Source organism: Streptomyces sp. NPDC043896 (assembly GCF_056435605.1).
Window position 1 is genome coordinate 98,774 of record NZ_JBWKEE010000012.1, and the last position, 19,452, is coordinate 118,225.

Sequence of the window (19,452 nt, forward strand, 5' to 3'; positions counted from 1 at the left end):
GCCGCCGGGGAGGAAGGCTCCGCGCCTACCTCCCCGGCAGTACCGTGCCCGGTTCGGCGGGGGCGACCTCGACGGCCCTGGTCTTCAGGCTGCGCCGCTCACGGCGCGCGACCCAGGTGGCGAACCAGGACAGCAGCATGCACATCCCGATGTAGATCGGCGAGATGATCATCACGACGGGGATGAACGGCAGGTCGTAGTCCAGGTTCGAGGCGATCAGCTTGCCCGCGTGCAGGAACTCCTCGTAGGTGATCAGGAAGCCCAGCGAGGTGTCCTTCAGGGCCACCACCAGCTGGCTGATGATCGTCGGCAGCATCGCCCGGACCGCCTGCGGGGCGAGGACGAAGGTCATCACCTGCGTCTTGCGCATGCCGAGCGCGTACGCCGCCTCGCGCTGGCCCTTCTCCACGGCGTTGATGCCCGTACGGAAGACCTCGGCCAGCACCGACCCGTTGTACAGGGTCAGCCCCGCCACCAGCGCGGGCAGCGGCTGGACCTTCAGCGCCACGAAGATGAAGAAGATCATCACCAGCACCGGCATGGCCCGGAAGAACTCCACGCACAGGGTCGCCAGCCAGCGCACCGGCCGGTGCGCGGACAGCCGGCCGGTGGCGAGCACCGCGCCGAGCACGAGCGAGAACACCGAGGCGTAGGCGAAGGCCTTCAGGGTGTTGCCGAGGCCCCTGAGCAGCAGCTCCTGGATGCCCTCGTAGGCGAAGGGGCCCCACTTGGCGGCGGTGAACTGGCTGGTGTCGAAGAGCAGGTACAGGATCCAGGCCAGCAGGGCGAGGATCACCACGGTGGAGGCGATCCCGTAGAGGAAGTGGCGGCGCTGGGCCTTGGGCCCGGGCAGGTCGTAGAGGGCGGTGGACTCCAGGTCCCCGTGCAGCGCGTGCGCGGTCATCGGGCGACTCCGTAGCGCTTCTCCAGCACGTTGAAGAGCGCGCTGATGGACAGGGTGATGATCAGGTAGCCGACGGCGATCCAGACGAAGGTCCAGATGATGCTGTAGCCCAGCTCGTTGAGGGTCTTGTACGTGCCCAGCAGCTCGGTGACGCTGAAGGCGCCGGCGATCGCGGAGTTCTTGGCGAGCGCGATCAGGGTCGAGCCGATGGGCGGGATGACGGAGCGGAAGGCCTGCGGCAGCACCACCGCGCCCAGGACCTGCCCGAAGGACATGCCCAGGCTGCGCGCGGCCTCGCCCTGCCCCTTGGGCACGGTGTTGATGCCGGAGCGCAGCGCCTCGCAGATGAAGGCCGAGGTGTAGCAGCCGAGCGCGAGGACGGCGAACAGTTCGAAGGGCAGGACCAGTCCGAAGCGCGGCAGGCCGAGCAGTACGGCGAAGAAGAGCAGGGTGAGCGGGGTGTTGCGCAGCACGGTCACCCAGACGGTGCCGAAGACGCGGAAGGAGCCGACGGGCGCGACGCGGAAGGAGGCCATCAGGAAGCCGAGGACCAGGGCGAGGAGCGAGGCGTAGACGGTCAGCTCGACGGTGCCGAGGAAGCCCTTCCCGTAGAGCGCGAAGTTCTCGGTGAGTACGTCCATGGAGGTGCGTTCTCCCTCAGCCCGCCGGGTAGCGGTCGATGGCGGGCGGCTCGGGGGCGGGCTGGCCGGAGAGGCCGAGCGTGGCCTCGTAGGCCTTCTTCCAGTTGCCGTTCTTCTCGTCCTCTTCCAGCGCGTCGTCGAGGGCGAAGCGCAGGGCGTTGTCGCCGCGGGGGACGCCGATGCCGTAGGGCTCCTCGGAGAAGGGTTTGCCGACGACCTTGAGTTCCTCGGGGACCTTGGCGGCGTAGCCGAGGAGGATGGAGTCGTCGGTGGACACGGCGTCGACCTGGTAGGTGAGCAGGTTGTCCACGCACACCGAGTAGGTGTCGTAGGCGACGAGCACGGCCTTGGGGAACTCCCGCTGGAGCCGCTGGTAGGGGGTGGATCCGGCGGCGGAGCAGACCTTCTTGCCGGCGAGGTCCTCGGGGCCCTTGATGTCCTGCTCGTCGCGGCGGACGAGCAGGGACTGGCCGGCCATGAAGTAGGGGCCGGCGAAGCCGACCTGCTTCTTGCGGTTGTCGTTGATCGTGTAGGTGCCCACGTAGTAGTCGATCTGGCCGTTCTGCAGGGCGGTCTCGCGGTTGGCGGAGGCGATCGTCCTGAACTCGATCTTCTCGGGGCCGAAGCCGAGCGAGGCCGCCATCATCTTGGCGATCTCGATGTCGAAGCCGGAGTAGCGGCCGCTCGCGGGGTCCTTCTCCCCCATGTACGGCTGGTCCTCCTTGACGCCGACCACGAGGCGGCCGCGCTTCTTCGCCTTCTCCCAGGTGCGCGACTGGGGCAGGGAGAAGGCGGTGTCGACCTGGTAGACGGGCAGGTCCTCGGGCTGGGGCCCCTTGACCGGCGGACTGCCGGGCTTGCCGCAGCCGGCGGCGGCCAGCAGCAGCACGGCCAGGGCGAGTGCGCGCAGGGTGTGCTTCATCGGGCCGCCCCTCAGTGCTTGAGGATCTTGGAGAGGAAATCCCGGGCCCGGTCGCTCTCGGGGGCGGTGAAGAAGGCCTCCGGGGTGCGGTCCTCGATGATCCGGCCGTCGGCCATGAAGACGACGCGGTTGGCCGCGGAGCGGGCGAAGCCCATCTCGTGGGTGACGACGACCATGGTCATCCCGTCGCGGGCGAGCTGCTGCATGACCTCCAGCACCTCGTTGATCATCTCCGGGTCGAGGGCGGAGGTCGGCTCGTCGAAGAGGAGCGCCTTCGGGTTCATGGCGAGGGCGCGGGCGATGGCCACGCGCTGCTGCTGGCCGCCGGAGAGCTGGGCGGGGTACTTGTCCGCCTGGTTCGCGAGGCCCACCCGTTCCAGGAGTTCCCGGGAGCGTTTGTCGGCCTCGTCCTTCTTGCGCTTCCTGACCTTGATCTGGGCGAGCGAGACGTTGGCGAGGACGGTCTTGTGGGCGAAGAGGTTGAAGGACTGGAAGACCATGCCGACCTCGGCGCGCAGGCCCGCCAGCTCCTTGCCCTCGGCGGGCAGCGGCCGGCCGTCGAGGGTGATGGTGCCGGACTCGATGGTCTCCAGCCGGTTGATCGTGCGGCAGAGGGTGGACTTGCCGGACCCGGAGGGCCCGATGACCACCACCACCTCCCCGCGGCCGACGGTGAGGTTGATGTCCTGGAGGACGTGCAACTTCCCGTAGTGCTTGTTGACGTCCCGCAGCTCGATCAACGGATCGACGGCCATACGCTGCCCTGCCCACTTGTCGGTGTGTCGAGGTCAGCGCAAACTATCCAGCCGTCGAAGGGGACTTCACCTCGACACGCTTAAAAGGTACATAAAGTACATTGGCGCATTGGCGCTTTTATTCGGTGCCGGTCAGTCCTCGGAAGCCTCGGCGTAGGCCTGACTGAGCTCCGGGGAGCCGGTCATCGCCCAGGACAGCCCCGACTCGATCACGTTGAGCTCCCGCCCGGAGGCCAGGCGGATCACCGGCTGGCCGTTGGGCCAGACCTGCCAGACGGCGCCCCGCAGGCTGCGCACGATCACGGTGCCGAGGTAGAAGCCCGCGTCGTTGCCCAGCCAGGGCACGGCCTCCGGGTCCCGGCGCCAGCGCGGCATCAGCTGGTCCAGCGCCTCCAACGAGGCCGGGGTCTGGTCGAGTTCCAGCCCGGCCGCCCTCGCCTGGGACCGCAGCAGCTCGCACTCCGCGAACAGCTCGGCGACGCCCTCGGGATCATCCCCGAGGGCGGCGGCGAGTCCCGCGGCCTGTTCCGTTTCGTGCCGGTTCCGCCAGTTGGCCAGGAAAGGGATGTTCATACCGACCAGCCTGGCACCAGGATCCCCGGCCGGCCACAGGGCGCGCCTTGATCCCCCCGTCTTCTAGACCTCCAGGTCGACGACGACCGGGGCGTGGTCGGAGGCGCCCTTGCCCTTGCGCTCCTCGCGGTCGACGTAGGCGTCCTTGACCGCCTTCGCGAAGGGCTCGTTCCCGTACACCAGGTCGATGCGCATCCCCCGGTTCTTGGGGAAGGCGAGCTGGCGGTAGTCCCAGAAGGTGTACGGACGGTCGTACTTGAGCGCGCGCGGCATCACGTCGGCCAGCCCGGCGGCCCGCAGGGCCTCCAGGGCGGCGCGCTCGGCCGGGGTGACGTGGGTCAGGCCCGCGAAGACCGCCGGGTCGTACACGTCCTCGTCGGTCGGCGCCACGTTGAAGTCGCCGAGCACCGCGAAGGGGCGGGTGCCGGCGGCGTCCTCGGCGATGGCGGTGGCCAGGGCGCCGAACCAGTTCAGCTTGTAGCCGTAGTGATCGTGCTCGACCTCGCGGCCGTTGGGCACGTACACCGACCAGACGCGCACGCCGCCGCAGGTGGCGGAGATGGCGCGGGGCTCCTGGACGCCCTCGTAGTCGGGGCCGCCCGGCAGCCCGACCACGACGTCCTCCAGCCCGACGCGGGAGAGCAGGGCGACGCCGTTCCACCGGCCGGTGGCGTTGACGACCGACTCGTAGCCCAGCTCGCGCAGCTCGGCGGCGGGGAACTGCTCCGCGGAGCACTTGGTCTCCTGGATGCACAGCACATCGGTGCCGGAGCTCTCCAGCCAGGCCAGCAGGCGCGGCAGCCGGGCGGTGATCGAGTTGACGTTGTACGTGGCGATACGCATGCCCACCAACCTACCGCCCGGCACCGACAGTCAGAGTGCGGCGCTCTCACCTGCGCCGAGACGGCTGTGCGGGGCCCCGCCGAACGTGCCGAGCACCATGTCGTAGACCGGCCGGGCGATGTCCGCGAGGTAGGCGTCGTGGATGTCGATGGCCCGGGCCGGCTTCACCTCGCGGACGTAGTCGATCACCTCGGCGACCTTGTTCCACGGCGCGTGGACCGGCAGCATCAGCGTCTCCACCGGGACGCCCGGCACGGTCAGCGCGTCCCCCGGGTGGAAGAGGGAGCCCTCGACGAGGTAGCCGACGTTGGTGACCCGCGGCATGTCGGGGTGGATCACGGCGTGGAGCTCGCCGTGGACCTGCACCTCGAACCCGGCGGCCGTGAAGGCGTCGCCGTGGCCCACGGTGTGCACCCGGCCGGGGTAGGCGGCGGCCATCCGGTCCGCGACGCTGCGCAGGGTCCACAGGGAGGCGGCCGGGTTCGCGTCGAGCGCCGCGCGCAGCCGGCCCTCGTCGAAGTGGTCGGGGTGCTCGTGGGTGACCAGCAGGGCGTCCGCCCCGAGGCCCGCGTCCGCTTCGCTGAAGGCGCCCGGGTCGATGACGAGCACGCGCCCGTCCTTCTCCAACTGGACGCAGGAGTGCAGCCGTTTGGTGAGCTTCATGATCCCACCTTAGGCGTGCCGGGTACCGGGGAGCGGTCTACGGGACGGTGGTGGAGACCACGTACACGCGGGGGGCCGAGGGGTTGGTGAAGTCGACGGTGACGTCCCGGGTGGGGCGCGGGTCCTCCGCCTCCAGGGTGACCCCGGACCACGCGTGCGTCGGGCTCCAGCTCCAGCCGGCGACGCCGGCGTCACGGTCGGAGACGGACACGCCGGGGGTCAGCGCCCCGCGGCTGGTGCCGACCGAGGCGAGGAAGGTGTCCAGGGCGGCCGGGGTCACCTGGAACTGCACGTAGAGCCGGCTGGTGTGCCAGTTGTTGGTCTCCAGGTAACCGACCGACGAGGCCCCCGGCACCGGGATCGGCACCTCGTAGATGCTGCGCTGCACCCTGGACGGCCAGGCCGGGCGCACCTTGACCGCGCCGACCCGGGCGGCCTTGTTCCTGCCGCTCTCGCGGCTCTGCTGGGCCGAGATGAACAGGTAGCCCGCCGGGACCCCGATGAGCAGCACGATGATGATCGCGGTGACCCAGCGGCGCCGGACGGTGCGCCTGCGGTCCTCGCGCTCCTCGGGGGTGGGCGGCCGGTTGGCGCCCGCTTCCGGGGAGGAGGCCTGGCGGGGCAGGGAGGGCGGTGTCACTGCTGTTCCTGATCCTTGGGGTCCGTGGGGCCCGCGGCGCCGCGCCGGCCGAGCTGCGCGTAGCGCTCGTACCGCTCGACGCGCCGGCGGGTGGCGCGGCGGAAGCGGCGGGCGACGAGGCGGGCGAGGTCGGCGGCGCCGACCATGCCGGCCTCGGGGCCGAGCTCGGCCTTGGCGATGCGGGCCTCGGGGCGGTAGCCGCGGCCGGTGAGGTGGCGGCGGAAGGCGTCCCGGGCGGGGCCGATCAGCAGGTCGTCGGCGGCGCTGACGCCGCCGCCGATGACGAAGCAGGAGGGGTCGAGGGCGGCGGCGAGGTTGGCGATGCCGACGCCGAGCCACTGGCCGATGTCCTGGAGGAGCTCGACGCACATGGCGTCGCCCTCGCGGGCCAGCTCGGTGATGAGCGGGCCGGTGATCTCGTGGACGTTGCCGCCGACCTTGGCGATGATGTTGTACGCCACCGGGGAGTCGGCGGCGGCCAGCTCGCGGGCCTCGCGGACCAGGGCGTTGCCGGAGCTGTACTGCTCCCAGCAGCCGCGGTTGCCGCAGGGGCAGCGGTGCCCGCCGGGGACGACCTGCATGTGGCCGAACTCGCCGGCCACCCCGAAGCGGCCGCGCTTGACCTGGCCGCCCTCCAGGATGGCCCCGCCGATGCCGGTGCCCAGGGTGATCATGACGAGGTGGTCCTCGCCGCGGCCGGCGCCGAAGCGCCATTCGGCCCAGGCGGCGGTGTTGGCGTCGTTGTCCACCATGACCGGGACCGCGAGCCGCGACTGGAGGGCGTCGCGCAGCGGCTCGTCGCGCCAGGCCAGGTGCGGGGCGAAGAGCACGCGGGAGCGGTCGGCGTCGACCCAGCCGGCGGCGCCGATGCCGACGGCGTGCACGTCGTGCCGGTCGGACAGGTCGAGGACCAGCTCGACGATGGTGTCCTCGACGACCTTGGGGCTCTTGGACTTGTCCGGGGTCTCGGTGCGGATCTTCTCCAGGATCACGCCGTCGGCGTCGACCACGCCGGCCATCACCTTGGTGCCGCCGATGTCGATGCCGACGGTCGGGACGCGCGGGGCGGTGCGCAGCGAGCGGCGCTCGCGGGTCCCGACGGTCCGCAGGACGGTGCCTCGCGCCGCCCCCCGGTGGGCGAGCGTGAAGTCCCGGTACGTGCTCATCGAGTCGTTTCGTCCCTGTCGGTGGCCGGATCGGATGGGGTGGTCGCCCCTGATTCTGCCACCCGCTCCAGCTCGTGGCTCAGCTCCTCCAGCTCCGAGCCGCCCGCCATCTGCCGGGTGAGCTCGTCGAGGGTGATCGAGTCGCGGGTGTGACTGCCCGCCATGGCACCGCGCTTGAGCAGGACGAAACGGTCCCCGACCAGGTACGCGTGGTGCGGGTTGTGGGTGATGAGGACCACGCCGAGGCCCGCGTCGCGGGCGGCGGCGACGTACTTGAGGACCACGCCGGACTGCTTCACGCCGAGGGCCGCGGTGGGCTCGTCCAGGACGAGGACCTTGGCGCCGAAGTACACGGCGCGGGCGATGGCCACGCACTGCCGCTCGCCGCCGGACAGGGTGCCGATGGGCTGGTCGACGTCGCGCAGGTCGATGCCCATGCGCAGCAGCTCGGCGCGGGTGGTCTCGCGCATGAACTCCACGTCGAGGCGGCGGAAGGGGCCGCGGCCCTTCGTCGGCTCGGAGCCGAGGAAGAAGTTCCGCCACACCGGCATGAGGGGGACGACGGCCAGGTCCTGGTAGACGGTGGCGATGCCGTGGTCGAGGGCGGCGCGCGGGTTGGCGAGCTCGGTCGGCTCGCCCTCGATCTCGAAGCTGCCGGCGTCGTGCCGGTGCAGCCCCGCGATGATCTTGATGAGGGTGGACTTGCCGGCGCCGTTGTCGCCGAGCACGCAGGTGATCTCGCCGGCCGACACCTCCAGGGAGACCCCCTGGAGGGCGCGGATGTTGCCGTAGTACTTGCTGACGTCCGTCAGCTTCACGAGTGGCGTGCTCATGCCCGCGCCTCCGCCCGCTTGCGGACCCATGCGTTCAGCAGCGTGGCGAGCAGCAGCATGGCGCCCAGGAAGAACTTGAACCAGTCCGGGTTCCACTGGGCGTAGACGATGCCGTTGCTGGTCATGCCGAAGATGAAGGCGCCGACGGCGGAGCCGATCGCGGAGCCGTAGCCGCCGGTCATCAGACAGCCGCCGATGACGGCCGCGATGATGTAGAGGAACTCGTTGCCGACGCCCTCGCCGGACTGGACGACGTCGAAGGAGAAGAGGATGTGCTGCCCGGAGATCCAGGCGCACAGCGCGACGCCCATGTAGAGGCCGATCCGGGTCTTGACGACCGGGACACCGGTGGCGCGGGCCGCGTCGGCACCTCCGCCCACGGCGAAGATCCAGTTCCCGGCGCGGGTGCGCAGCAGGATCCAGGTCGCGACGGCGACCAGCACCAGCCACCACAGGATGGTGACCTTGAGGGTGACCGAGCCGATGTTCCACTGCGAGGCGAACAGGGCCCGGGCGGAGGAGAAGCCCTCCATGTCGGCGATGGTCTTGGTGGACACCGAGCCGCTGATCAGCTTGGTGAAGCCGAGGTTCAGGCCGGTGAGCATCAGGAAGGTGCCGAGCGTGATGATGAAGCTCGGCAGCTTGGTGCGGGTCAGCATGAACCCGTTGAAGAAGCCGATGGCCAGGGTGACCAGCAGGGAGACCAGGACGCCGACCCAGGCGTTCGCGGTCATCTGGTAGCTGAACATCGAGCTGAACAGCGCCGAGGTGGTGACCATGACGCCGGCCGACAGGTCGAACTCGCCGCCGATCATCAGCAGGGCGACCGGGACGGCCATGATGCCGATGGTGGAGGCCGAGTACAGGACGGTGCTCAGGCTCGCGGGCCTCAGGAAGCTGTCGGCGGCGAAGCAGAAGAAGACGAAGACCGCGGCGGCGCCGACGACCGCGCCCAGCTCGGGGCGGCCCAGCAGCCGCCGGACGTACGAGGTGGGCGCGAGCCGTTCGTCGGCCGCGGGAGCGGCGGGGGTGTTCATCGGCTGCCCCGCTTGATGTACTCCTCCAGCTTGGCCGCCTCGGCCGCGGTGACGATCTGCGGGCCGGTCAGCACGGGCCGCCCGCCGCCGAGGACGTCCGCGTTGTAGCGGTAGAGCCACAGCAGGTCCACGGCCTCGTAGCCCTGGAGGTAGGGCTGCTGGTCCACGGCGAAGCCCAGCGCCCCCGACTTCAGGTCGCGGGCGACGGACTCGTTGAGGTCGAAGGTGTCCACCTCGGCCTTGCTGCCGGCCGCGTCCTTCGCCTTGACGGCGGTGGGGGCGAACGGCGCGCCGAGCGTGACGACGGCGTCGACGGAGGGGTCCGCCTGGAGCTTCGCCTGGACGGCCGCCTGGACGGAGGGCATGTTGGTGCCCTCGACGTACAGGTTCTCCATGGAGCCGCCGAAGGTCTTCTTGGCCCCGGCGCAGCGCTGCTCGTGGCCCACGTTGCCCTGCTCGTGCAGGACGCAGACGGCCTTCTTCTTCCCGCGCCTGGTCAGCTCGGTGCCGACCGCCTCGCCGGCGATCTCCTCGTCCTGGCCGATGTGGGTGAGCGCCCCGTACTCGGCGGACTGGGCGGAGCCGGAGTTGACCGTGACCACCGGGATGCCGGCCTTGACGGCCTTGGCGATGACGTCCTTGAGGGCCTCGGGCTTGGCAAGGCTGACGATGATCCCGTCGGCCTTCTGGTCGATGGCGTTCTGCACGAACTGGGCCTGCTGCTGCGCCTGGTCGTCATGGGAGTAGACGAAGTTGATGTTGTCCTTCGCCGCGGCCTCCTTGGCGCCCTTCTGCACGATGTCCCAGAAGGTGTCGCCGTCGCCCGCGTGCGTGACCATCGCGAAGGTCCAGCGCGGCGTGGACACGGCGGGCCGGCCCGCCTCCGCGGCCTTCGCCCGTTCCTCGGCGCGCTTGCCGCCCGTGCTGCTGCAGCCCGCGAGGGAGGCCCCCAGTACCGCCGCGAGCACGGCGCCGACGACGCGTACCCCTGTCCGAACCCTAGCCACGTCCCCGTGCCCTTCCCTCGTCCGTCATCAATCGGTCATTCCGGTTTCAGCCGCCCAGTATCCGCCACAGTGGACCATGAAGGGTCATCGGGGCATGGCCGGGCAGATTGACAGGTCCCCCGTACGGGGCCACGTTGAGTGCATGCGCATCGGGCTCATCGGAACGGGCCGGATCGGCTCGTTCCACGCGGCCGCACTGGCCCGACACCCGGACGCCGGCTCGCTGCTGCTGGCCGACGCCGACCCCGGGCGGGCCGCGCGGCTCGCGGACCGGCTCGGCGCCACCGCCGCCCCGACGGTCGACCAGGTCTTCACCTGGGGCGTGGACGCCGTGGTCGTGGCCTGCGCCACGGAGGGCCACGCCGACCTGGTGGTCCGGGCGGTGCGCGGCGGGCTGCCGGTGTTCTGCGAGAAGCCGCTGGCCCCGGACCTGGCCCGCACCCTGGCGGTGCTGCGCGAGGTGGGGGCGGCCCGTGGGCTGCTCCAGGTGGGCTTCATGCGCCGCTTCGACGCGGGCTGCCGCACCGCGCGGGAGCTGGTCCGTTCGGGTGCCCTGGGGCGGCTGCACACGGTGCGCACGATGACCGCCGACCCGGCTCCGCCGCCGGCCGAGTACCTGGCCACCTCCGGGGGCCTGTACCGGGACTGCCTGGTGCACGACTTCGACATGGTCCGCTGGGTGACCGGGCGCGAGGTGGCCGAGGTGTACGCGGCCGGTTCGGACGCGGGGCCGGTCCGGTTCCGCGAGGCGGGGGACGTGGACACCGCCGCCGCCGTCCTGACGCTGGACGACGGGACGCTGGTCACCAGTACCGCGACCCGCTGCAACGGCGCCGGGTACGACGTCCGCATGGAGCTGGCCGGGGAGCTGGACCAGGTCTCGTCCGGGCTGGACGACCGGACGCCGATCGCCTCGACCGAGCCGCACGGACCGCCCCCGGCGAGCAAGCCGTGGAGCGGCTTCCTGGAGCGGTTCGGTCCCGCCTACGAGGCCGAGCTGGCGGCCTTCGTCCGGCTGGTGCGCGGCGAGGGCAGCAACCCCTGCGACGGGCTCCAGGCGCTCGCCGCGTTCCGGGTGGCCGAGGCCTGCGAGCGGTCCCGGCGGGAGCGCCGGCCCGTACGGCTGGAGGAGCTCCCGGACCTGTAGCGTGCGGGCGCCGGCGGACATGCGGGCCACAGTAGGGCCGGTGATCAAGCCCGCAGGAGCCGTTTACCGGCCAATCGGCGCGGCGACGGCGCCGTCGCGGCTCAGCCCGCCGCGCGGCGCCCCCAGGCCGTGCCCGCGAGGACGAGGGCGGCTCCGGTGAGGCCGAGCGGGCCGAGGTGCTCGCCGCCGATGGCGATGCCCGCGGCGGCCGCCCACAGCGGTTCGGTGCCCAGCAGCAGGCTGACGCGGGAGGGCGAGGTGCGGCGTACGGCCCACATCTGCGTGAAGAAGGCGAAGAGGGTGCAGAAGACGGAGAGGAAGGCGAGCCCGGCCCACTCGGCGGGGCCGAAGCCGGCGGCCGCCGCCCAGGGCCCGTCCCCGGTACCGGGGACCGCGGCCAGCAGGGCGAAGACCAGGACGGCTGAGCCGAGCTGCACGGTGGTCAGGGAGAGCGCGTCGGCGTCCTGAACGGCCTTGATCCGCGCCATCAGCAGCACGTGCACCGTGCGGGCCAGCGCGGCAGCGAGGATGAGCAGGTCACCGAGGCCGGGCGCGGTGAAACCGGCGCCCTGGGTGAGCAGCACGACGCCCGCGACCGAGACGGCGGCGGCCCCGAGGAAGGCGGCCGAGGGGGCCTCGCGGCGTACGGCGGACTCGGCGAGGGGGGTGAAGATCATGGTCAGGCTGATGATCAGACCGGCGTTGGTGGCGGAGGTGTGCACCACCCCGTAGGTCTCCAGCAGGAAGATCCCGCCGAGTACGAGCCCCAGCGCCCCGGCGCCCCGCAGCTGGGCGGGGCTCAGCGCCCGCAGCCGCTTCCGGCCGGCGAGGACGAGCACGGGCAGCACCAGGGCGAAGCGCAGCACCAGGACCGCAATCACGGTATGCGCGGTGGTGATCCCCTTGGCGGCGAGGTAACTGCCGCCCCAGACGACGGCGACCAGCAGCACGGGCAGATCGGCGAGCCAGGCCCGGCGGGGGGCGAGGACGGGGGCGGGGGCGGCGAGCGTGGGCACCGGGCGGCTCCGACGGCGTGAAGGGTGTGGAGACGTCGGCGGCTCGCACGGCTGCGCGCCCACCGTACCCGAGTGGATCTTGCCGGTCGACGGGATATCCCCGCCGCCCCCGGCACGGCCCCGCCCCTCAGTCCGCGAAGGTGCCGAAGGAGGCGCGGCCCGTGGGGCGGTAGGTGTGGATGGCGGTGCCCCTGCCCGTGGTCCGGGAGCCGGTCAGCTCGAAGGCCGTGGCCAGGCCGCCGGTGGGGAACAGGCGCCGCCCGGCACCGAGGAAGACGGGGAAGACCAGCAGGTTCAGCTCGTCGACGAGGTCGCGCGCGAGCAGCCACTGGGCGAGCTGCCCGCTGCCGTGCACCTGGAGCTCCCCGTCCAGGGCGTCCTTGACGCGGACGATCTCCGACTGGAGCTGCTCCCCGTCCACGACGGTGGCGGGGCCCCAGGCGGGGTCCTTCAGGGTGGTGGAGGCGACGTACTTCGGCAGCCGGTTGAGCTTGTTCGGCACCGGGTCGGCCGGATCGTCGTGCAGCGGCCAGTACGAGGCGAAGATCTCGTACGTCCGGCGCCCGAGGAGGAAGGCCCCGGCGCGGTCGAAGACCTCGTTCATGAATTCCCCCATGCCCTCGTCGGCGAAGGGCACGAGCCAGCCGCCGTACGGGAAGCCCCCGCTGCGGTCCTCCTCCGGCCCGCCGGGGGCCTGCATCACTCCGTCGAGGGTCAGGAAGGTGGTGAGGGTCAGCTTGCCCATGGTGCGGCGCTCCTTGTGTCCACGGCTTGTCCCGTTGTCGGTTCAGACTCCCGCCGGCGCCGGAACTCATCGGTGCGGCGCGCGTGAACGCGAGGTCGGATTCCCGCCAGCGCCGCCCGCCCCCGGCGGATTTCATTGAACCCGCAACCACATGAACGGTTCGGGGAGGAACGACATGAACGGCAACACGGTGGCCCTGGTGACGGGCGGCAGCCGGGGCATCGGGGCGGCCACCGCGCTGCGGCTGGCCGAGGACGGCTTCGACGTCGCGGTCACCTACGTGAGCGGCGCCGGCGCCGCCGCCGAGGTCGTCGGCAAGATCGAGGCGCTGGGCCGCCGGGGCCTGGCGGTACGGGCCGACGCGGGCGACGCCGACGGCCCGCGGACGGCGGTCGAGGAGACCGTACGGACACTGGGCCGGCTCGACGTCCTGGTCAACAACGCCGGCGTCGGCCTGCTCGGGCCGCTCGACACGCTCGGCACCGCCGACGTGGACCGGGTCCTCGGCGTCAACGTCCGGGGCGCCTTCCTGGCCGCGCAGGCCGCGGCGGGGCACATGGGCCCCGGCGGCCGGATCATCGTCATCGGCAGCTGCATCGTGGGCCGGGTCCCCGGCCCCGGCGGCACCCTGTACGCGATGAGCAAGGCGGCCATGACGGGCCTGACGAAGTCCCTCGCCCGGGAGCTCGGCGGGCGCGGCATCACCGCCAACCTGGTCCACCCCGGCCCGACGGACACCGACATGAACCCGGCCGACGGCCCGTACGCGGACCCGCAGCGCTCGATGACGGCCCTCGGGCGCTACGGCACCCCGGAGGAGGTCGCCGCCATGGTGTCCTTCCTCGCCGGGCCGGACTCCGTGTACGTCACCGGGGCGGAGTTCTCGGTCGACGGCGGCCACACCGCCTAGGCGGGGGCGGGTACCGGGCGAGGGGGCGCACCACGGAAGTGGTGCGCCCCCTCGGCGCGTTCCGGACCCCGGGGGTGTCGGCCCCCGGGGGCGGGTCACAGGGCGGAGCGGATCAGCCGCCCAGCTCCTGGTGGCGGGCGGCGTGCGCGGCCGCGCCGGCCTCCGTCAGCGAACCGAACAGACGCAGGCGGGAGAAGCCGCCGTCCGGGAAGATGTCGATCCGCACGTGGGTGCCGACCGCAGGGGCGTCCAGGACGAAGCGGTGGTTCGTGTCGGGCTGCAGGCGGGTGCGCGGCAGGAACTCCGCCCACTCGCCCTCCTCGCCCGTCTTGACCGACAGCGAGGCCCAGCCGGCCGAGTTGCCCTTGAGGTAGGCGGTGTCGATCTCCACGGCGCGGATCTCGGACTCGGCGACGAGCTGGTAGCGGATCCAGTCGTTGCCGTTGTCACGGCGGCGGGCGGTCTCCCAGCCGTCGTCCATCTTGCGGGAGCGGCCCGGGTTGATGGTGTTGGTCGGCGGGGAGTAGAAGCGGTTGGACGCGTCCTCGACCGAGCCGCCGTTCTCCAGGGCGACGACGTCGAAGGTGCCGAGCACGGCGAGCCACTTCGGGTCGGGGCGGACCTCGCCGTAGACGCGCAGGCGGGCGATGCCGCCGTCCGGGTGCTGGTTCAGGCGCAGGTGCGTGAAGCGCTGCTCCACGTTGACCTCGAAGCCGTTGGCGGCGTGGCCGCCGACCGGGGTGCGCTCGACGAGGGTCGTCCACTTGACGTCCTCGGAGAGCAGCTCGGCCTCGGTCGGGGAGCCCTCGACGGACGCGCCCTGGACGGACACGGCCTGCGGCATGTTGCCGCGGAAGTGGGCGGTGTCGACGACGATGCCGCGGATGACGCCGGGGGCGCCGAGGCGGATCAGGGCGTAGTCGTGGTCCTCGGCGGCCGGCCAGGGCTGCTCGGCGGACACGCCGCGGCGGCGGCGGGTCTCCCAGCCGTCCATGACCTTGCCCTTGTGGCCGAAGTGCTCGGGGTCGAAGTGGCCGGCCTCGGCGATCAGCAGGTTCTCGCGCTCGGCGAAGAACTCGTCGTTGGCGGCGATGACACCGGCACCCAGCTCGCGGGCCGCGAGGTTCGCGTACTGGGTGAAGGGGAACTCCGCGGTGCGGTAGTCCGCGTACGGGTCGCCGCCCCCGTACGGGTTCGCGTTACCGGTGAAGGAAGGAATCGCCACTGTCAGTTCTGCCTTTCAAGGAGGAGGCCCGTGGGCTCGGTCGGGGTGCCGTGGTCGGCGATCTGCGTGCCGCGCAGCCAGGTGGACTTCACGACGCCGTACAGGGTCCTGCCCGCGTACGCCGTGACCTGGTTGCGGTGGTGCAGCTCGGCCGGGTCCACGGTGAAGGTCTCTTCGGGGGCCAGGACCGCGAAGTCGGCGTCACGCCCGGCCTCGATGGCGCCCTTGGCCGCGAGGCCCGCCAGCGCGGCGGGGGCGGTGGACATCCAGCGCGCGACCTCTTCGAGGGTGCGGCCGCGCTTGCGCGCCTCGGTCCAGATGGCGGGGAGGCCCAGCTGGAGGGAGGAGATGCCGCCCCACGCGGTGGCGAAGTCGCCGGTCTTCAGGTCCGCGGTGGAGGGCGAGTGGTCGGAGACGATGCAGTCGATGGTGCCGTCGGCGAGCGCGTCCCACAGGACGTCCTGGTTGGCGGCCTCGCGGATGGGCGGGCAGCACTTGAACTCGGTGGCGCCGTCCGGGACTTCCTCGGCGGTGAGGGTGAGGAAGTGCGGGCAGGACTCGACCGTGATCTGGACGCCCTCGGCCTTGGCCGCGGCCAGCAGGGGCAGCGCGGAGGCGGAGGAGAGGTGCAGTACGTGCACGCGGGCGTTCAGCCGCTTCGCCTGGTCGATCAGGTTCTGGATCGCGGTGTTCTCGGCGTCCTGGGGGCGGGAGGCCAGGAAGTCGGCGTACTTGGGGCCCGGGTTCTGCGGGGCGGACTCCAGGTGGTGCGGGTCCTCGGCGTGCACGATCAGCAGGCCGCCGAAGCCGGTGATCTCGGCGAGGGAGGTGGCCAGCTGCTCCTGGTCGAGCAGCGGGAACTCGTCCACGCCGGAGGGCGACAGGAAGCACTTGAAGCCGTAGACGCCGGCGTCGTGCAGCGGGCGCAGGTCCTTGACGTTGTCGGGGAGGGCGCCGCCCCAGAAGCCGACGTCCACGTGCGCCTTGGTCCGGGCGACCTCCTGCTTGACGCGGAGGTTGTCGACCGTGGTGGTCGGCGGCAGGGAGTTGAGCGGCATGTCGAGGATGGTGGTGATGCCGCCGGCGGCCGCGGCGCGGGTGGCCGTCCAGAAGCCCTCCCACTCGGTGCGGCCGGGGTCGTTCACGTGGACGTGGGTGTCCACCAGACCGGGGAGCAGGACGTCGTCACCGAAGTCCTCCAGCCGGGCTCCGGCCGGCACCTCGGCGTCGTGCGCCAGCACGGCCGTGATCTTCCCGCCGGCGACGGCCACCGAGGCGGCGCGCGTCCCCTCGGGGGTGATGACGCGCGTCGAGCGCAGTACCAGTTCCACTGCCACGTCGGCCACCGGAAACTCCCCATCTACTTCCACAGAGCGAAATTCAACGTTCTGTTGACGGAGTCTTCACCCCGATCCGGGGCCAGTCAAGAGCGCCCGGAGGGACTGCTGACACGTTCTCACCGCAATTGGATGTTTCCACAGGATGGAATTAAGATTTCGCTATCCAGAATGTAGCTACCGCCACCGAGGACCTGGCGGGTAACTTCCCGAGGACGTCCACCACCAGGACAAACCACCTCTGACCGGCGAGGACGGCGCGGGCCCGGCTCTAGGGCCGACGTCGACCGACCGGTAGGCTGCTTCCTTGCCTGCCAGCACCGAAAGGACCGCGCCGTGCCGACGTCCAGCGCCAGCACCACCGACGCTTCCGCCAAGCCCACCGCCGGCGGCGGTGGCGTCCAGTCCCTTGAGCGCGCCTTCGATCTGCTCGAACGCATGGCCGATGCCGGTGGCGAGGTCGGTCTCAGCGAGCTCTCGGCCGCCAGCGGCCTGCCGCTCCCGACCATCCACCGCCTGATGCGCACCCTCGTGGCGTGCGGGTACGTCCGGCAGCAGCCCAACCGACGGTACTCCCTCGGCCCCCGCCTCATCCGCCTCGGCGAGTCCGCGTCGCGGCTGCTGGGCACCTGGGCACGCCCCTACCTCGCCCGTCTGGTCGAGGAGACCGGGGAGACGGCGAACATGGCCCTGCTCGACGGCGACGAGATCGTGTACGTCGCCCAGGTGCCGTCCAAGCACTCCATGCGCATGTTCACCGAGGTCGGCCGGCGGGTCCTGCCGCACTCCACCGGCGTGGGCAAGGCCCTGCTCGCCCACACCCCGGCCGACGAGGTCCGCGCCCTCCTGGCGCGCACGGGGATGCCCGCCGCGACCGAGAAGACCATCACCACCCCCGAGGGCTTCCTGGAGGCCCTGGAGCAGGTCCGCAAGGTCGGCTACGCCGTCGACGACAACGAGCAGGAAATAGGAGTCCGCTGCCTCGCCGTGTCCGTGCCGGACTCGCCGACCGCCGCCGCGATCTCCATCTCCGGTCCGGCCGGACGGGTGACCCAGGCGGTGGCCGAGTCCTTCGTGCCGATCCTCCAGGGCGTCGCCGCCGAGCTGTCGGTGGCCCTGCAGAGCCAGACCCCGGCGTAGGCCCGCGGGCCCGTCGGCCCGTACGGACGGCGAGAGCCCCGGCACCCTCCCCCTGCGGGGGTGCCGGGGCTCTCGCGCGCCCGGGCGCGCGCCGCCGCGTACGCCTCCTCAGACCGCCCGGGCGGCCGCCGGGGACGCTCCGGCGGGCGCCCCGGGGGTGAGGCGGCCGTCGGCCATGACCGCCGTACGGTCCATCCGGTCCAGGTGGGCGCGGTCGTGCGTGACCAGCACCGTGGCGGTGGACCGCTCCCGGGTGAGGGAGACCAGCAGGTCGAGGACCGCCGCGCCGCGCTCGTGGTCGAGGGCGCTGGTGGGCTCGTCGACCAGCAGCACGGCCGGCTCGTTCATCAGGGCCCGGGCGATGTTCACCCGCTGGCGCTGCCCGCCCGACAGCTGGTGCGGGCGCTTGCCGGCCTTGTCGGCCAGGCCGACCGCGTCCAGCAGCTCCAGGGCCCGGCGGCGCGGCTGACGGGAGGGGCGGCCCGAGACGTGGGCCATCACCTGGAGCTGTTCGGCCGCGGTCAGCGAGGCGAGCAGGTTCGGCTGCTGGAAGACGATGCCGATCCGCTCCCGGCGCAGCGCCGACTTCTCGGCGGGGCCGAGCCGGGTGGTGTCCCGGCCCGCGACCACGACCCGGCCGGAGTCCGGGGTGACGAGGGTGGCCGCCACGGCCAGCAGGCTGGACTTCCCAGAGCCCGAGGGCCCCACGATCGCGGTCAGGGAGCCCGCGGGCACCTCCAGGGACACCGCGTCGAGCGCGGTGAGGCGGCCGTCGCCGTCCGGGTACGTGAGCGTGACGTCGTCCACGAGCAGGGTCATCGGGCGCTCCCCAGGGCGGTCAGCGGGTCGACGGCGGTGATCCGCCGGATGGACAGGGCGGCGCCCAGCGCGCCGAGCACGATCATGATCGCGGCGGGGGCCAGCACGGTGGCGGCGTCCAGGACGAAGGGCACGTCGCCGCCGCTGATCAGGGCTCCGAAACCGGCCGCGAGCGCGGTGCCCGCGCCGGTCCCGATCGCCAGCATCACCACGGCCTGGCCGAGGGCGTCCTTCAGCAGGTACGGGGTGGAGGCGCCGAGGGCCTTGAGCACGGCGATGTCACCGCTGCGCTGGATCGTCCAGACGGTGAAGAAGGCCCCTATGACCAGGGCGGAGATGGCGAAGAGGAATCCGCGCATCAGCTGGAGCGAGCCGTTCTCGGCCTGGTAGGACCCTATGGCGCCGAGGGCCTCGTCGACCGTCTGGGCCCTCGTGCCCGCCGCGTCGTCGCCGGCGGCCCAGTCGGTGTCCCCGGAGCCGTCGAGGGCGATGACGGTGGCGGTGGTGTCCGAGGAGCCCCCGGGGTTGCCCACGCGCTGCCAGTCGTCCAGGTCCATCCAGACGACCGGGGTGTGGCTGTAGGCGGCCGTGCCCGATACGGCGGCCACGGTCACCTCCAGCGGCCCGACCCGGACCCTGGCCCCGGCGGTGAGCCCGCCCAGCTCCTTCGCCGCCTTCTCGGTGAGGACCACCCGCCCCCGGGCGAGCCCGGCCCCGGCGGGCGCCAGCCGCCCGGCCGGCTCGACGCCGAAGACGGAGACGGCGGCGGTGCGCCCGTCCGAGACGGCGTTGGTGGTGCGGATGCCGAGCGGCTGGGCCGCGGTGACGCCGGGCTGCCCGCGCCAGGCCTTCCAGGCGCTCTCGGGCAGCTGGGACTGGGTGAAGGAGACCTTCTGGTCCCCGGCCGGCGCCGCGAAGGCCAGCCGCGAGGCGGGCAGCCCGGTGATGGCCGAGATGTTCTCCCGGGCCAGTCCGGACGTGAGCCCCGACAGCAGGCCGACCAGCAGCGTGATCAGCAGGACGACCGACCCCATGAGGGCGAAGCGGCCCTTGGCGAACCGTAGATCTCTCCATGCGACGAACATGACCCCCACCTTGGTCCCGCACCCGGCCCCGGGGCATCGCGCCA

The 19,452-nt window shown here is 72.0% G+C and carries 21 protein-coding genes; 3 read left to right on the plus strand and 18 right to left on the minus strand.

Annotated features, from left to right (window positions below):
* Window positions 1-25: 25 nt before the first annotated feature.
* From AC069X_RS19260 to AC069X_RS19315, 12 genes are all read right to left on the minus strand, one after another.
* Window positions 26-904: an amino acid ABC transporter permease gene (locus AC069X_RS19260; protein WP_478729789.1), complete on the minus strand. Its 879-nt coding sequence runs from the start codon at window positions 902-904 to the stop codon at window positions 26-28.
* Window positions 901-1,545, minus strand: a complete 645-nt coding sequence (locus AC069X_RS19265) for an amino acid ABC transporter permease (protein ID WP_478729790.1) — start codon at window positions 1,543-1,545, stop codon at window positions 901-903. The genes AC069X_RS19260 and AC069X_RS19265 overlap by 4 nt, the downstream gene beginning before the upstream one ends.
* A gap of 16 nt (window positions 1,546-1,561) precedes the next feature.
* Complete coding sequence (locus AC069X_RS19270; protein ID WP_478729791.1) at window positions 1,562-2,467, minus strand: glutamate ABC transporter substrate-binding protein; 906 nt, start codon at window positions 2,465-2,467, stop codon at window positions 1,562-1,564.
* A gap of 11 nt (window positions 2,468-2,478) precedes the next feature.
* Window positions 2,479-3,222, minus strand: a complete 744-nt coding sequence (locus tag AC069X_RS19275) for an amino acid ABC transporter ATP-binding protein (protein WP_478729792.1) — start codon at window positions 3,220-3,222, stop codon at window positions 2,479-2,481.
* 132 nt (window positions 3,223-3,354) lie between these two features.
* Window positions 3,355-3,795 (minus strand): DUF6278 family protein, encoded by a 441-nt coding sequence (locus AC069X_RS19280; protein ID WP_478729793.1) that lies wholly within the window; start codon window positions 3,793-3,795, stop codon window positions 3,355-3,357.
* Window positions 3,796-3,858: 63 nt separating this feature from the next.
* On the minus strand, window positions 3,859-4,638 hold the full coding sequence (locus tag AC069X_RS19285) for an exodeoxyribonuclease III (protein WP_478729794.1): 780 nt from the start codon (window positions 4,636-4,638) through the stop codon (window positions 3,859-3,861).
* A gap of 30 nt (window positions 4,639-4,668) precedes the next feature.
* Window positions 4,669-5,301: an MBL fold metallo-hydrolase gene (locus AC069X_RS19290; protein ID WP_478729795.1), complete on the minus strand. Its 633-nt coding sequence runs from the start codon at window positions 5,299-5,301 to the stop codon at window positions 4,669-4,671.
* Between the two features lie 37 nt (window positions 5,302-5,338).
* Window positions 5,339-5,941, minus strand: a complete 603-nt coding sequence (locus AC069X_RS19295) for a hypothetical protein (protein WP_478729796.1) — start codon at window positions 5,939-5,941, stop codon at window positions 5,339-5,341.
* Entirely contained in the window at window positions 5,938-7,107 is a 1,170-nt protein-coding gene (locus tag AC069X_RS19300) for an ROK family glucokinase (protein ID WP_478729797.1), read from the minus strand. The genes AC069X_RS19295 and AC069X_RS19300 overlap by 4 nt, the downstream gene beginning before the upstream one ends.
* Window positions 7,104-7,940: an ATP-binding cassette domain-containing protein gene (locus AC069X_RS19305; protein WP_478729798.1), complete on the minus strand. Its 837-nt coding sequence runs from the start codon at window positions 7,938-7,940 to the stop codon at window positions 7,104-7,106. The genes AC069X_RS19300 and AC069X_RS19305 overlap by 4 nt, the downstream gene beginning before the upstream one ends.
* The gene (locus AC069X_RS19310; RefSeq protein WP_478729799.1) at window positions 7,937-8,977 is read right to left on the minus strand and encodes an ABC transporter permease; all 1,041 of its coding nucleotides are present in this window, start codon (window positions 8,975-8,977) and stop codon (window positions 7,937-7,939) included. The genes AC069X_RS19305 and AC069X_RS19310 overlap by 4 nt, the downstream gene beginning before the upstream one ends.
* Entirely contained in the window at window positions 8,974-9,984 is a 1,011-nt protein-coding gene (locus AC069X_RS19315) for a sugar ABC transporter substrate-binding protein (RefSeq protein ID WP_478729800.1), read from the minus strand. The genes AC069X_RS19310 and AC069X_RS19315 overlap by 4 nt, the downstream gene beginning before the upstream one ends.
* A 142-nt stretch (window positions 9,985-10,126) precedes the next feature.
* Here AC069X_RS19315 and AC069X_RS19320 point away from each other — a divergent pair, with 142 nt between their 5' ends.
* The gene (locus AC069X_RS19320) at window positions 10,127-11,131 is read left to right on the plus strand and encodes a Gfo/Idh/MocA family protein (protein WP_478729801.1); all 1,005 of its coding nucleotides are present in this window, start codon (window positions 10,127-10,129) and stop codon (window positions 11,129-11,131) included.
* A gap of 101 nt (window positions 11,132-11,232) precedes the next feature.
* On the opposite strand, the gene AC069X_RS19325 is transcribed toward AC069X_RS19320, so the two are convergent.
* Both AC069X_RS19325 and AC069X_RS19330 read right to left on the minus strand, forming a co-directional pair.
* Window positions 11,233-12,147 carry a DMT family transporter gene (locus AC069X_RS19325; RefSeq protein ID WP_478729802.1) on the minus strand — a complete coding sequence of 305 codons (915 nt, stop codon included), beginning with the start codon at window positions 12,145-12,147 and terminating at the stop codon, window positions 11,233-11,235.
* Between the two features lie 127 nt (window positions 12,148-12,274).
* Window positions 12,275-12,892 (minus strand): dihydrofolate reductase family protein, encoded by a 618-nt coding sequence (locus tag AC069X_RS19330; RefSeq protein ID WP_478729803.1) that lies wholly within the window; start codon window positions 12,890-12,892, stop codon window positions 12,275-12,277.
* A gap of 175 nt (window positions 12,893-13,067) precedes the next feature.
* Here AC069X_RS19330 and AC069X_RS19335 point away from each other — a divergent pair, with 175 nt between their 5' ends.
* Complete coding sequence (locus AC069X_RS19335; RefSeq protein WP_478729804.1) at window positions 13,068-13,802, plus strand: SDR family oxidoreductase; 735 nt, start codon at window positions 13,068-13,070, stop codon at window positions 13,800-13,802.
* Window positions 13,803-13,914: 112 nt separating this feature from the next.
* On the opposite strand, the gene alc is transcribed toward AC069X_RS19335, so the two are convergent.
* Together alc and allB are read right to left on the minus strand one after the other, a co-directional pair.
* Window positions 13,915-15,027, minus strand: a complete 1,113-nt coding sequence (alc, locus tag AC069X_RS19340) for an allantoicase (RefSeq protein WP_478729805.1) — start codon at window positions 15,025-15,027, stop codon at window positions 13,915-13,917.
* A gap of 2 nt (window positions 15,028-15,029) precedes the next feature.
* The gene (gene allB, locus AC069X_RS19345) at window positions 15,030-16,364 is read right to left on the minus strand and encodes an allantoinase AllB (protein WP_478729902.1); all 1,335 of its coding nucleotides are present in this window, start codon (window positions 16,362-16,364) and stop codon (window positions 15,030-15,032) included.
* A gap of 336 nt (window positions 16,365-16,700) precedes the next feature.
* Between allB and AC069X_RS19350 the strand changes: the two genes are divergently transcribed.
* Window positions 16,701-17,504, plus strand: a complete 804-nt coding sequence (locus AC069X_RS19350) for an IclR family transcriptional regulator (RefSeq protein ID WP_478729806.1) — start codon at window positions 16,701-16,703, stop codon at window positions 17,502-17,504.
* Between the two features lie 108 nt (window positions 17,505-17,612).
* Here the strand turns inward: AC069X_RS19350 and AC069X_RS19355 are convergent, their stop codons facing one another.
* A complete protein-coding gene (locus AC069X_RS19355) occupies window positions 17,613-18,323 on the minus strand; it encodes an ABC transporter ATP-binding protein (protein WP_478729807.1) in 711 nt (236 codons plus the stop codon).
* Window positions 18,320-19,408 (minus strand): ABC transporter permease, encoded by a 1,089-nt coding sequence (locus tag AC069X_RS19360; RefSeq protein WP_478729808.1) that lies wholly within the window; start codon window positions 19,406-19,408, stop codon window positions 18,320-18,322. Before AC069X_RS19360 ends, AC069X_RS19355 begins: the two co-directional genes overlap by 4 nt.
* Window positions 19,409-19,452: the final 44 nt, after the last annotated feature.

Excerpts from the sequence above, each read along its gene's own strand:
- AC069X_RS19280 (WP_478729793.1), bottom strand. The coding sequence starts at position 3,795 with ATGAACATCCCTTTCCTGGCCAACTGGCGGAACCGGCACGAAACGGAA.
- AC069X_RS19355 (WP_478729807.1), bottom strand. The coding sequence starts at position 18,323 with ATGACCCTGCTCGTGGACGACGTCACGCTCACGTACCCGGACGGCGAC.
- AC069X_RS19310 (WP_478729799.1), bottom strand. The coding sequence starts at position 8,977 with ATGAACACCCCCGCCGCTCCCGCGGCCGACGAACGGCTCGCGCCCACC.
- AC069X_RS19300 (WP_478729797.1), bottom strand. The coding sequence starts at position 7,107 with ATGAGCACGTACCGGGACTTCACGCTCGCCCACCGGGGGGCGGCGCGA.
- AC069X_RS19305 (WP_478729798.1), bottom strand. The coding sequence starts at position 7,940 with ATGAGCACGCCACTCGTGAAGCTGACGGACGTCAGCAAGTACTACGGC.
- AC069X_RS19285 (WP_478729794.1), bottom strand. The coding sequence starts at position 4,638 with ATGCGTATCGCCACGTACAACGTCAACTCGATCACCGCCCGGCTGCCG.
- AC069X_RS19265 (WP_478729790.1), bottom strand. The coding sequence starts at position 1,545 with ATGGACGTACTCACCGAGAACTTCGCGCTCTACGGGAAGGGCTTCCTC.
- AC069X_RS19260 (WP_478729789.1), bottom strand. The coding sequence starts at position 904 with ATGACCGCGCACGCGCTGCACGGGGACCTGGAGTCCACCGCCCTCTAC.
- AC069X_RS19290 (WP_478729795.1), bottom strand. The coding sequence starts at position 5,301 with ATGAAGCTCACCAAACGGCTGCACTCCTGCGTCCAGTTGGAGAAGGAC.
- AC069X_RS19335 (WP_478729804.1), top strand. The coding sequence starts at position 13,068 with ATGAACGGCAACACGGTGGCCCTGGTGACGGGCGGCAGCCGGGGCATC.
- AC069X_RS19360 (WP_478729808.1), bottom strand. The coding sequence starts at position 19,408 with ATGTTCGTCGCATGGAGAGATCTACGGTTCGCCAAGGGCCGCTTCGCC.
- AC069X_RS19320 (WP_478729801.1), top strand. The coding sequence starts at position 10,127 with ATGCGCATCGGGCTCATCGGAACGGGCCGGATCGGCTCGTTCCACGCG.
- AC069X_RS19270 (WP_478729791.1), bottom strand. The coding sequence starts at position 2,467 with ATGAAGCACACCCTGCGCGCACTCGCCCTGGCCGTGCTGCTGCTGGCC.
- AC069X_RS19330 (WP_478729803.1), bottom strand. The coding sequence starts at position 12,892 with ATGGGCAAGCTGACCCTCACCACCTTCCTGACCCTCGACGGAGTGATG.
- AC069X_RS19275 (WP_478729792.1), bottom strand. The coding sequence starts at position 3,222 with ATGGCCGTCGATCCGTTGATCGAGCTGCGGGACGTCAACAAGCACTAC.